The 12,089-nt window shown below is 70.0% G+C and carries 11 protein-coding genes; 4 read left to right on the plus strand and 7 right to left on the minus strand.

Annotated features, from left to right (window positions below; genetic code table 11):
• The first annotated feature begins 12 nt into the window (after positions 1-12).
• The 3 genes from XM48_RS11540 to XM48_RS11550 are packed head-to-tail and all read left to right on the plus strand — an operon-like array spanning position 13 to position 2,027.
• Positions 13-777, plus strand: coding sequence for an aminotransferase class IV (locus tag XM48_RS11540; RefSeq protein WP_052961476.1), 765 nt, complete (start codon positions 13-15; stop codon positions 775-777).
• A 42-nt stretch (positions 778-819) separates the two neighbouring features.
• Positions 820-1,761, plus strand: coding sequence for an SPFH domain-containing protein (locus tag XM48_RS11545; RefSeq protein ID WP_046455970.1), 942 nt, complete (start codon positions 820-822; stop codon positions 1,759-1,761).
• A gap of 2 nt (positions 1,762-1,763) precedes the next feature.
• Positions 1,764-2,027: a hypothetical protein gene (locus XM48_RS11550; RefSeq protein ID WP_197074197.1), complete on the plus strand. Its 264-nt coding sequence runs from the start codon at positions 1,764-1,766 to the stop codon at positions 2,025-2,027.
• Here XM48_RS11550 and XM48_RS11555 read toward each other — a convergent pair.
• The 3 genes from XM48_RS11555 to XM48_RS11565 are packed head-to-tail and all read right to left on the minus strand — an operon-like array spanning position 2,015 to position 5,423.
• The gene (locus XM48_RS11555) at positions 2,015-3,400 is read right to left on the minus strand and encodes an amino acid permease (RefSeq protein ID WP_046455971.1); all 1,386 of its coding nucleotides are present in this window, start codon (positions 3,398-3,400) and stop codon (positions 2,015-2,017) included. The genes XM48_RS11550 and XM48_RS11555 overlap by 13 nt on opposite strands.
• A gap of 57 nt (positions 3,401-3,457) precedes the next feature.
• Positions 3,458-4,729, minus strand: coding sequence for a kynureninase (kynU, locus tag XM48_RS11560; RefSeq protein ID WP_046455972.1), 1,272 nt, complete (start codon positions 4,727-4,729; stop codon positions 3,458-3,460).
• 40 nt (positions 4,730-4,769) lie between these two features.
• A complete protein-coding gene (locus XM48_RS11565; protein WP_046455973.1) occupies positions 4,770-5,423 on the minus strand; it encodes a cyclase family protein in 654 nt (217 codons plus the stop codon).
• Between the two features lie 141 nt (positions 5,424-5,564).
• Between XM48_RS11565 and XM48_RS11570 the strand changes: the two genes are divergently transcribed.
• Complete coding sequence (locus tag XM48_RS11570; RefSeq protein WP_052961477.1) at positions 5,565-6,026, plus strand: Lrp/AsnC family transcriptional regulator; 462 nt, start codon at positions 5,565-5,567, stop codon at positions 6,024-6,026.
• Between the two features lie 5 nt (positions 6,027-6,031).
• Here XM48_RS11570 and cydC read toward each other — a convergent pair whose 3' ends face one another.
• Genes cydC through XM48_RS11590 form a run of 4 tightly spaced genes read right to left on the minus strand, consistent with a single transcriptional unit; the run spans position 6,032 to position 11,912 of the window.
• Complete coding sequence (gene cydC, locus XM48_RS11575; RefSeq protein WP_046455975.1) at positions 6,032-7,711, minus strand: thiol reductant ABC exporter subunit CydC; 1,680 nt, start codon at positions 7,709-7,711, stop codon at positions 6,032-6,034.
• Entirely contained in the window at positions 7,708-9,411 is a 1,704-nt protein-coding gene (cydD, locus tag XM48_RS11580; RefSeq protein ID WP_046455976.1) for a thiol reductant ABC exporter subunit CydD, read from the minus strand. Before cydD ends, cydC begins: the two co-directional genes overlap by 4 nt.
• Before the next feature lie 11 nt (positions 9,412-9,422).
• Positions 9,423-10,451: a cytochrome d ubiquinol oxidase subunit II gene (gene cydB, locus XM48_RS11585; protein ID WP_046455977.1), complete on the minus strand. Its 1,029-nt coding sequence runs from the start codon at positions 10,449-10,451 to the stop codon at positions 9,423-9,425.
• 12 nt (positions 10,452-10,463) lie between these two features.
• Complete coding sequence (locus XM48_RS11590; protein ID WP_046455978.1) at positions 10,464-11,912, minus strand: cytochrome ubiquinol oxidase subunit I; 1,449 nt, start codon at positions 11,910-11,912, stop codon at positions 10,464-10,466.
• Between the last annotated feature and the right edge of the window lie 177 nt (positions 11,913-12,089).

Below are 12,089 nucleotides of genomic sequence, written 5' to 3' on the forward strand. Positions count from 1 at the left end.
AGGGGCATCGCCGTGACGCATCCGGAGCCCGAACCGCGCGACGAGCTGCTCGTGGCGGATTCCTTCCGCGTGCGGGTGCGCGAGGGGCGAGCGGAGGTCCGCGGCCTGGCCCATCACATCTTCAGGTTCTCCCGGTCCACCCATCGAGCGAGCGCCGGTGCGCTCCGGGGCGTCGGCAACTTCCTGGACGAGGCCCGGTTCCGCATCGCCGAGTACGGCGAGGGGTTCCCCCGCTGGGAGCTCTGGCGCAGCGCCGCGGATCGCGGCCTGGATCTGCGCCTGTCGCTGCGGCCGCTGCCCGAGCTCCGTACCGCGGTCGAGCTGCGCTCCGCGCCCGGCGTCGTGCTCGAGCACGCCGACCGCAAGGGCCCGAACATCTCGCGGCTCGCCGAGCTCAATCGGAACCTCGGCGCCGAGGCCCTGCTGCTCGATCCGCAGCGCCGGGCGGTGGAGGGCGCGACCACGTCGCTCCTCTGGTGGGAGGACGGGGTCCTGTTCGGCAGCGGGTCCTCCGCCCGGGTGCCGAGCGTGACCGAACAGCTCATCGACGAAGCCGCGACAGCGTTCGGGATCCCCCGCACCTCCGCGTCGCTCGAGCCGGAGGCGCTCGCCGCGCGCGAGGTCTGGGCGGTCAACGCGCTGCACGGGATCCGCCCGGTGAGCGCCATCGACGGCATCGTGCTGCCCGCCCCGGATCCGCACCGCCTCGCGCGGTTCCGGGAGGCGGTCGATGCGAGCTGGGAGGAAGTCGCGCCGGCCTGGCTCCGCATAAAGTGATATCTTTTTAGTATCACCGCCCGGCGACCGAAGGAGCCCGCCATGACCACCGCCCCCGAACCCGTCGGCCACGACGGGATCCGCGTCAACATCGCCGAGCGATCCGCCTGGCACCTCGGCAGCGCAGCCGGCATCACGGCGCTGCTGCTCGCCATCGTCGGCTTCCCAGGAGGCGGTCTCCTGGTCATCGGCGGCGGCGCGCTCCTCGACAGCGGAGACGGCGCAGGTGGAGCGATCCTCGCCCTCGGCCTCGTCGTCATCATCGCGGCCGTGCTCATCTGCACGATGCTCACCATCGTGACGCCCGGCCACACCTCGGTACGGCAGTTCTTCGGGCGCTACGTCGGCACCGTCCGCCGCGACGGCATCAGCCTCGTCGCCCCCTTCACGAGCGGGAAGAAGGTCTCGGTGCGCGTGCACAACTTCGAGACCAACGAGCTGAAGGTCAACGACTCGGACGGCAACCCGGTCAACATCGCAGCGATCGTGGTCTGGCAGGTCGCCGACACCGCCAAGGCGATGTTCGCCGTCGAGAACTACGGCGAGTTCATCGAGACCCAGGCCGAGGCGGCGCTGCGGCACGTCGCGACCACCCATCCCTACGACGAGCCGGGCCCCGGAGAGCAGTCGCTGCGCGGCAGCACCGACCTCGTCTCGGCCGAGCTCGCCGAGGAGGTCGCCGCCCGCGTCGCCATCGCCGGCCTCGAGGTGATCGAAGTGCGTATCTCGTCGCTCGCCTACGCTCCCGAGATCGCGCAGGCGATGCTCCAGCGCCAGCAGGCCAGCGCGGTGATCGCGGCCCGCGAGAAGATCGTCGAGGGCGCCGTCACGATGGTCGAGCAGGCTCTCAGCCGGCTCGAGCAGGAGGGCGTCGTGGTGCTCGATGACGAACGGCGCGCGCAGATGGTGTCGAACCTGCTGCTCGTACTCACGAGCGACCAGCGGGCGACCCCCGTCATCAACGCGGGCTCCCTCTACAGCTGATCATGTCCGAGAGGTCCGATCCGGGAGCGGGCGGCGGCCGATCCGAGAAGCCGTCGCGCCGGCAGAGCGGTGAGCGCAAGCAGTTGCTGCTCCGGCTCGATCCCCGCGTGCACGCGGCCGTCGCGAAGTGGGCGTCCGACGATCTCCGGTCGGTCAACGCGCAGATCGAAGTGCTGCTGCGGCAGGCGCTCGCGGACGCCGGCCGGGACCCCGGCGCGGGCCCGATGCGCGGCCGCGGCCGGCCCCGCGCCGATCAGCGCGGCTGAGAGGCCCGCTGCCGTCGACGTCGCAGGATGAAGAAGGCCGCGACGGCGAGTGCGAGCGCCAGCGCCCCGAACGGCAGCGTCGCGCGGAACTCCTCCGTGAACGCCGTCGAGATCGCGACCGCGAGCATCAGCACCGCCCCGACGACGGCGCCCGCGCGCGACCCGGGCACTCGGTAGGCGAGCTTCTCCCCCGATGCCGCGATCCGCCGCCGGAACGCGATGTGCGTGACGAAGATCATGAACCAGGTGAACATCGCCCCGAACATCGAGATGGCGAACATCATGGTGAACGCTTCTCCCGGGATCAGCACGTAGATGATCGTCGCGACCGCGATGCCGGCCGTGGAGAGCAGCAGCGCGTTGAGGGGTGCGCCGTTGGGCCGGACCCGCCCGAGCGCCCGGGGCGCCTCCCCCGCGCGAGCCAGCGAGAACATCATGCGGGTGGAGATGTAGAGCTGGCTGTTCATGGCCGACAGCGCCGCGATGATGACCACGAAGTTGAGGAGCGAATCCGCATAGGGGATCCCGACGAGCTGCATCACCGTGACGAACGGGCTGCCGCCCTTGAGGATCTCGGACACCGGCGCGATCGACACGATCAGCGACAGGGTCAGGAAGTAGAAGACCACGAGACGGAAGATCGTCGCCTTGAACGCGCGCTTGACGGCCGCCTCGGGCTCCTTCGCCTCGCCCGCGGCGACGGCGATCATCTCGATGCTCAGGTAGCTGAAGATCGAGACGATCACGGCGAACCACATGCCGGTCAGCCCGTTCGGCATGAATCCCTCGCCAGCCGTCCAGTTGTGCAAACCGTAGCCTCCGCCGCCCGAGAAGAACACGAGCCAGGCGGCGACGATCACGAAGGCGATGATCGCGAACACCTTGATCGCCGAGAACCAGTACTCGAGCGTGCCGAAGTTCTTCACGTTCATCGCGTTCACGCCGATCAGAGCTGCGGAGAAGAGCACGACCCAGATCCAGGGCGGGACGCCGGGGAACCAGAGCTGCATGTACTCGCCGACCGCCGTCACCTCGGTGCCGACCGCGAGCACGATGCAGGCCCAGTACATGTAGCGCACGAGGAACCCCGACAGCGGGTTCAGGTAGTGCTCGGCGTACGCGCCGAAGGATCCCGAGGTCGGATGCTTCACGGTCATCTCGGCGAGCACGCCCATGAGCATCAGTGCGATCGCGCCACCGATCATGTAGCTGATGACCACGCTCGGTCCGGCGAATCCGATCGCGAACTTGCTCCCCAGGAAGAGGCCGGTGCCGATGGCCCCGCCCAGCGCGATCATGCTGAGCTGGCGGGCGCTGAGCGTCTTCTGGAGCCCGATCTCGCGGGTCTGGATGTCGCTGAACTCTTGAGTCATGGTGCTGGTCCGTTCGGTCGTGCGTCGTTGCAGGGCTGGATCGGGAGCGGGCGGCGCTCAGGTGACCGCGCCGCGGGTCTGGAACTCGGGCGCCCGCCAGACCTCCTCGTCGAGCACCCATCGGAGCGTCTCCACCGCGTCCCACACGTCCAGGAAGCCGACGTAGAGCGGGGTGATGCCGAAGCGCAGCACCTCGGGCTCGCGGTAGTCCCCGACGACGCCGTTCGCGATGAGCGCCTGCATGACGGCGTACCCCTCCGGGTGCCGGTAGCTCACGTGACTGCCCCGTCGCTCCGGATCCTCCGGGGTGATGAGCGTCAGATCGTGATGCGCCAGCCGCTGGTCCACGAGGCGCATGAAGAGGGTCGTGAGCGCGAGGGACTTCTCGCGGAGCGCGCGGTCGTCGACGCTCAGCGCGAGATCGACGCCGACCTCGGTCATCGCGAGCGAGACGATCGGCTGGGTCCCGGTGAGGAAGCGGTCGATCCCCGGCGCGGGCTCGAACGCGACGGCCATGTCGAACGGTGCGGCATGCCCCCACCAGCCCGAGAGCGGTTGCTCGGCGGCGGCCTGGTGGCGCTCGTGCACCCACACGAACGCCGGCGATCCCGGCCCTCCGTTGAGGTACTTGTAGGTGCAGCCGATCGCGAAGTCCGCGTCCGCCTCGCTCACGCGGACGGGCACCGCGCCGACCGAGTGGCAGAGATCCCAGATCACCAGAGCACCGGCCTCGTGCGCACGCCGCGTCTCCGCCGCCATGTCCCAGAGCGCCCCCGTGCGGTAGTTCACGTGCGTGAGCAGGAGCACGGCGACATCCTCGCGGAGCGCCTCCGAGAGCGGCAGGTCCTCGTCGACGAGGCGCAGCTCGTAGCCGCGGTCCAGCAGCTTCGCGAGCCCCTCGACCATGTAGAGGTCCGTCGGGAAGTTCTCGCGCTCCGAGACGATGACGCGGCGTTCCGGCGCCGCCTGATCCTGGATCTTCAGCGCGGCTGCGAGCACCTTGAACAGGTTGATCGAGGTCGTGTCGCTCACGACGCATCCGCCGCGCTCGCCGCCGATCAGGCGTCCGATCTTCGCGCCGATCCGCTTCGGCAGTTCGAACCAGTCGTGCGTGTTCCAGCTCGCGATGAGGTCGTGCCCCCACTCGCGCTCGATGACCGCCGCGGCGCGTTCGAGCGCTCCCTTCGGCCTGGCTCCGAGCGAGTTGCCGTCGAGGTATACGAGTCCCTCCGGGAGGAGGAACTCGTCGCGGAGCCCGGCCAGCGGGTCCTGGGCATCGGCCTCCACGCAGAACGCGCGGGTGGTCGGAGTGCGGTCGGTGTCGGTCATGGGGTCCTCTCGGTCGACCGGGATGGGAAGTTCGGGGGGGTCAGGGGCGCCGGAGCACGGCGCGCACGGGCGAGGCGTCGGCGCCCACCAGGCGCAGCGGGAACGCGATGAGCTCGCCGGACCCCTCGGGCGCGAGCGCGAGATCCAGTCCTTCGAGCAATACGATTTCTGCGGCGATGGCCGCCCGGTGAGCCGCGAGCACGGTGTCCTGCAGCGGATCGAAGGAGTCGAGATCGATCCCGAGCAGTCGGCCTCCCTGTTCGGCGAACCAGCGCACGAACGCGGGGTCGACGCCCGGGCTCTTCGGCATCCAGTCGTTGCCGGGTACCGCGCGATGCCGCAGCAGCAGGCGTTCGACGGGCTCGGCCGAGACGTCCGCGATCCGCGCGCGGATCGCGGACTCCGGCGCGAATCTGAACGGGTCGCCCGAGCGATCGACCAGCTCGGAGACGTCGAGGACCAGGCAGGATCCGATGCAGGCGTCGAGATCGATCGACGCGGCATCGGGGGCGCCCTCGAGCACGTGGGCGGGTGCATCGATGTGCGCACCGACGTGGCCGGTGCTCGTGATGGTCTGCACGGAGACGGAGTCACCCGCGGCGATCGACCAGCGCCGCTGCAGGCGGAACGGGGCGTCGCCGGGCCAGACGGCGGTCGCACCGTCGACTGCGGGGCTGAGGTCGATGATCTGCACGGCTTCCCTCCATCGCGAACGTGCGGTTTCGATCTCAGTCTGTCGAGAACGCGGGATCGGCGCCGATAATCCGGAAATCTTCCAACCTTCGGTGGATCATCCGGATAGGCTTCAGCATGACCCGCCCATCTGGAGGAGCCCGTGAACACTTTCCCGCTCACCGACACCGACCGCGCGATCCTGTCGGAGCTCGCCGCCGACGGTCGCCTGGCCTACACCGAGCTCGCCGCGCGGGTCGGGCTCCCGGTCTCGACCTGCCATGGCAGGGTCCGAGCACTCGAAGCGGCGGGCGTGATCCGCGGCTACCACGCCGAGATCGACCCCGACGTGACCGGGGCGAGCGTCCACGCCCTCATCCTGCTCCGGGTCCTCAGCCACGAGCGCAACCGAATTCCGGCGCTCGCCGAGGAACTCCGCCGGGTGCCCGGGGTGCAGCAGGTCTATCTGATCGGCGGCGATCGGGACTTCGTGCTCCACGTCGCGTGCGCGAGCGTGCCCGCGCTGCGCGATCTGATCGCGCGGCACATCGGATCGAATCCCGCGCTCGCCCAGTCCCAGACACAGATCGTCTTCGACCACTTCCGCGGCCTCAGTCCGGTCTGACCTGCTCAGAGCACGATGCGGCGCGCCCGCACCCCCTCGGGCAGTTCGGTGTGGGTGATCAGGATCGCGGCGCGGTCGTCCGGCAGCGCCCCGAGCAGGTCGGCGAGCAGCGCGTCGGCGACCTCCCGGTCGACTCCCGCCGTCGGCTCGTCGAGGATCACGACCGGGAACTCCGCGAGGATCGCCCGGGCCAGCGCGATGCGCTGCGCCTGGCCTCCCGAGACGAGCGCCCCGCGCTCGCCCACTTCCGCGTCGAGCCCACCGCGCGCACGTGCCCAGTCGCCGAGGCGCACACGATCGAGCACGGCCAGCAGCTCGTCGTCGCTCGCCTCAGGCTTCGCGAACTTGAGGTTCTGCCGGAGATCCGCGTCGAAGAGGTGCGGGGTCTGCTCGCAGAGCCCCACGGCGGCCCGCACCTCCGTCTGAACGAGGTCGCGCGCCTCCCGCCCGCGGATCGCGTACGAGCCGGAGTAGTCGAGGAACCGCACGAGCGCGGCCGCGAGCGTGCTCTTCCCCGCGCCGCTCTCGCCCGACACCACCAGCGTCTCGCCCGGGTGCAGCGCGAAGCTCACCTCGGAGAACGCGGGTCCGGCGGAGCCCGGGTGCGCGGCGGAGAGGTTGCGGACCTCGAGCAGCGGGGCACGCGGATCCGCCGCGGGAACCGCGGAACGATCGCCCGCATCATCGACGGGGATCTCGGCCGGCAGCGGAGTCTCGATCAGCTCGGCGACCCGCTCGGCGCTCGCCAGTGCGGTGCGTCGCGCCACGAACGCCGTCGGTACGAGCGCGAACACCTCGAACACCGCGGCCGGGACCACGACCGCCGCTGCGAACAGGGGGGCGGAGAGCCCCTGCCCGGTCGCCGGCGCGAGCAGCAGGAGGATCGCGATCGAGGCGATCCCGGAAGCGGCCCCGAGCACGGCCGCGCTGAGTCCGGCGGCCCGAGCCCGGCGCAGCTGCACGCGGGACAGCTCGGCCTCGGCCGCGGAGATCCGTTCCCGCTGCCGGTCCAGCGCGCCGAACGCCGCGAGGGCTTCGGCCGCGCGGAAACGCTCCAGCAGCGCGTCCAGCAGGGTCGCGCGCGCGGCGCCCAGTTCGCGATCGCTCTCGGCCGCGATCCTGGAGGACCAGCGGACCGCGAGCACACCCGCCCCCGCGAGCGCCAGGGCGAGGATCAGCGCGGCGAGCGGTGACACGATCGCGACCGCGATCAGGGAGAGACCGATGACGATGCTGCTCGTCACGATCGGCTGACGGACGCGGAGCGGAAGGTCCTGCAGCTGGTCGACGTCGTCGACGAAGGCGCCGAGAACCTCGCCCCGACGCCGATCCTCGATCGCGCCGGGGATCCTGGGGACGAGGCGCTCGTAGGCATGCACGCGGAGATCGGAGAGCTGGGTGAGCGCCGCCCGGTGGCTGGCGAGCCGCTCCGCATAGCGGAACGCGGCCCGGCCGATCGCGAGCGCGCGCACGCCCACGATCGCGAAGGTCAGATGCAGGATGGGGGGCTGCTCCCCCGCACGCACGATCAGCCACATGCTCAGCGCGAGCAGGCCGACCACGCAGGCGTCGGCGAGCACCCCGAGGGCGACCCCGGGTGCGCGCTTCGACCGCTCGGGCAGGGCCAGCGCGATGACCCGCTCGAGCGGAGTCGCATCTCGCTCGAGCGCGACGGAACGGGTCATTCGGCGTCTCCGATCCGGACCACGCGGTCCGCCGAGGCGAGCAGCGCCGCCCGGTGGCTGATGACGAGCACCGCGCGCCCGGCTTCCGCCTCGGCGCGGAGCGCTTTGGCGAGCACGGCCTCGTTCTGCGCATCGAGCGCGGAGCTCGGCTCGTCCAGGACGAGGGCGTGCGCGCCGGTCTCGTCGGCGCGGTAGAGCGCGCGGGCGACGGCGACGCGCTGCGCCTGTCCGCCCGACAGGCCGGAGCCGCCCGCGCCCAGCGGGGTCCGGGCATCGAGATCCCCGAGCCCGACCCGCCCGAGCACGCGCTCCGCACGCTCGTCGTCGATCCGGTCGGCACCGAGCGCGAGGTTCTCGGCGACGGTGCCCTGCAGCAGGTCCGGGCGCTGCCCGCTCCAGGCGATCGCACCGGAGTGCGCGGCCGACCCGGTGCTGGGTTCGAGGAACCCGAGGAGCGTCGCGACGAGGCTCGTCTTGCCGGCGCCGGACGGCCCCGCGAGCGCCACTACTTCGCCCGGTGCGACCTCGAAGCTCACCGGGCCGACGACGGCGCGGTCGCCGCGGTGCACCACGACCTCGTCGAAGCGGATCCCCCGGTGTCCGGGCCCGGGCTCGGCACGGACGTCGGCCGGGGCCCCGCTCGCGCCTCCGGTCGCAGCCGCGTCAGCGCTGCGGGAGCTCGGAGCACCAGGGCCGTCGACGATCGCGAACACGGCGCCGACCGCGGCGAGCCCCTCCGCCGAGGCGTGATAGGCCGCGCCGACCTGTCGGATGGGCGCGAAGGTCTCGGGCAGCAGGAGCAGCACGAAGAGGCCGAGCCCGAGCGGGAATCCACCGCTGACGAGCCGGGTGCCGACGGTGACCGCGACCAGCGCGATCGAGAAGGTGCCCGCAAGATCGAGCACGAAGCCCGAGAGGAAGGTGACGCGCAGGACCTGCATGGTGCGGGAGCGGTACTCGCCGGTCTCGCGCGCGATGCGCTCGCTCTGCCGCGATTCGCGACGGAAGATCTTGAGCGTGGGCAGGCCCTCGACCGCGTCGAGGAACGAGCGCGAGAGCCGGTTCAGCTGCGACCACTGGCGATCCTGCACCCGCTGGGTCGCGAGTCCGATGAGGATCATGAAGATCGGGATGACCGGGAACACCACGAGCACGGTGATCCCGCTCACCGGGTCGGCGAGCAGCACCGTGAGCACGAGGATCGGCGTCGCGCATGCCGCGAGGATCAGCTGCGGCAGGTAGCCCGAGAAGTAGCCGTCCAGCGCGTCGAGGCCGCGTCCGAGGGACACGGCGCGTTCCGCTTCGGACCGGCCGTCCGTCGCCAGAGGCGAACGGGAATCGAGCGCATCGAGCGCGGCGGTGCGGAGCTGGGACTTCGCAAGCACCGCGCCGCGCGCCGCGAGGCGATCCATCGCGAAGCCCGCGCCGGTGCGCACGACCAGCGCGACGCCGGCCGCGAGCAGCAGCATCGGCAGATCGGCGACGGATGACGAGCCCTCGGCGACGCGCCCGCCCGCCGCGCTCGCGGCCCCTCCCGGGATCCCGAGAGCGGGCAACGCGACCGCGGTGATCGCCTGCGCCAGGAACCAGCACCAGGCGACCACCGCGAGCGTGCGGACCACGCCGAGGACCGCTCCGATCGCCAGCACGCTGCGGGCGGCCCGCGCCGTCCGCAGCAGCCGGGGATCGAGTGGTTTCATCTCGGATCAGCCTAGTGGGCGGCTGCCGGGATGTGGGTCCGCGAGATGCGCTTGCGGAACACCCAGTAGGTCCAGCCCTGGTAGGCCAGCACCAGCGGCATGGTGAACACCGCGACCCAGGTCATGAGCTCGAGCGTCTTCTGCGAGCTCGCCGCGTCCGCGATCGACATGGACAGGGCGGGATCGGTGCTCGAGATCATCACGTTCGGGAAGAGCGCGGCGAAGATCGTGAGCAGCGCGAACGCGATCGTGACCGCGTTGCCGGCAAAGGCGATGCCCTCGCGGCCGCGGAGGTTCGCGATCAGGCCCACGATGAACGCCACCGCGGCCACCACGGCCAGCGCGGCGATCAGCACGACGTTCGGGTGGGCCCCGTGCATCAGCACGGTCCAGACGAGGAACGCCGCCGCCGCGACCAGGGTCACGATCCCGACCTTCGTCGCCAGTGCACGAGCCCGGGTGCGCACTTCGCCCTCGGTCTTGAGCGCGATGAACACCAGGCCGTGGGTGAAGCAGAGCAGCGTCAGCGTGACGCCGCCGAGCAGGCCGTAGGGGTTCAGCAGCGTGAGCAACGAGCCGGTGTAGATCCACCCGCCCGTCGAGAGCTCCTCGATGGGCAGCCCCTGCACCAGGTTCGCGAACGCGGTGCCCCAGAGCAGCGGCGGGAGCAGCGAGCCCCAGAAGATGAACTGGTCGAACCAGCGGGTCCACTCCCGGCCCTTGCCCTGGTGGCGGTACTCGAACGAGACGCCGCGCAGGATCAGCGCCACGAGGATCAGCAGCAGCGCCAGGTAGAAGCCCGAGAACATCGTCGAGTACCACTCGGGGAACGCCGCGAAGAGGCAGGCGCCGGCGACGATGAGCCAGGTCTCGTTCAGATCCCAGACGGGGCCGATGGTGTTGATGAGCACGCGGCGGTCGGTGTCGTCCTTGCCGAGGAACGGCAGGGCCATGCCGACGCCGAAGTCGAAGCCGTCGAGCACGAAGTACCCGATGAGCATGACGCCGACGATGAGAAACCAGATGGTGGTGAGTTCCATGATCGTGATCTCCTAATAGACCGTCTGCAGCTTCGACGCGTCGGCATCCGCGTCGTCGTCGCCGTCCGCGGACAGGTCGGGGGTACCGACCTTCGCGGCCTTCGTGATGAGCTTGAACTCGACGACCGCGAGCGAGCCGTAGACCAGTGTGAACACGATGAGCGACACCAGCACCGCCCAGCCGGGCACCCCCGGCGAAACGCCCGACGCGGTGGTCATCACCCCGAACACGAGCCAGGGCTGACGACCCATCTCGGTGAAGATCCAGCCCACGAGGGACGCGACCATCGGAATGGGGGCGGTCCAGATCGCCACGCGCCAGGCCCACGCCGGAACCTCGCGGTTCTTGCGCGTCAGCCAGAGGCCCGCGATCGAGACGAGCGTCGCGAGGCCGCCGAGGCCGATCATCCAGCGGAAGGCCCAGTAGGTCACCCAGACGATCGGCACGAAGGAGCCGTCGGTCGGGCAGGTGAGCAGCGTCGAGTCCGCTCCGCAGAACTGCTGCGTGTACTGCGCCTGCAGGTCGCGGATGCCTTCGACGCTCCCGGTGAAGTTGCCGTTCGACAGGAAGGACAGCAGGTACGGGATGCGGATCGAGAAGATCTCGTGCGCCCCGTCCGGCGTGCCCCAGCTGAAGATCGAGAACGAGGCGTCCGCGCCGGAGCCCGTGTTGTAGAAGGCTTCCGCGGCCGCCATCTTCATCGGCTGGGTCTGCGTCATCACCATGCCGAGCGAGTGCCCGGTCAGACCGACGCCCGCGAAGGCGAGGATGTTCGCCCAGAGGCCGAATCGCAGGCCCGTGCGCATGTCGTCGACGAACTGGTTGCGCTTGAGGTGCCATGCGGCGACGGCGACCATGACGCAGGCGGCGAACATGATCGACGCGAAGATCGTGTGCGGGAACTGGTGGGTGGCCACCGGGTTCAGCAGCACGGCTCCGATGTCGGTGAGCTCGGCACGGCCCTTCTCGGCGTTGATCTCGAAACCGACGGGGTTCTGCATGAACGCGTTGGCGGCGAGGATGAAGTAGGCCGAGAGCATCGTCGCGATCGACGTGAGCCAGATGGAGGCGAGGTGCAGCCCCTTGGGCAGCTTGTCCCAGCCGAAGATCCAGAGACCGATGAAGGTGGCCTCCAGGAAGAAGGCGATGAGGCCCTCCATGGCGAGGGGCGCGCCGAAGATATCGCCGACGAAGCGGGAGTAGTTCGACCAGTTCATGCCGAACTGGAACTCCTGCACGATGCCGGTGACGACGCCCATCGCGAAGTTGATGAGGAAGATCTTGCCGAACAGCTTGGTCAGGCGGAGGTACTTGGCCTTGCCCGTCCGGTACCAGCAGGTCTGCAGGATCGCAACGAGGAACGCAAGGCCGATAGTGAGCGGAACGAAGAGGAAGTGATACAGCGTGGTCAGCCCGAATTGCCATCGGGCCAGCGTGAGCGCATCGAGGAAGTCGTTCATATGACACTCCAGGGTGCGGGCGCGCACTCACTATGGAGCGCACTCCCATAGTGAGTTCCGGCTGGGGATGGTGATTCCCCGCAGAGCTACCGAACGGTGTCCGGTCACTGTCTATTTTCCGCTTCCTGGGGGTTCACTGCAAATACATCTTGACGTCGAACAACACCTGGATCAGGG

The sequence above is a fragment of the Leucobacter sp. Ag1 genome (genome assembly GCF_000980875.1).
Classification (GTDB): domain Bacteria; phylum Actinomycetota; class Actinomycetes; order Actinomycetales; family Microbacteriaceae; genus Leucobacter; species Leucobacter iarius.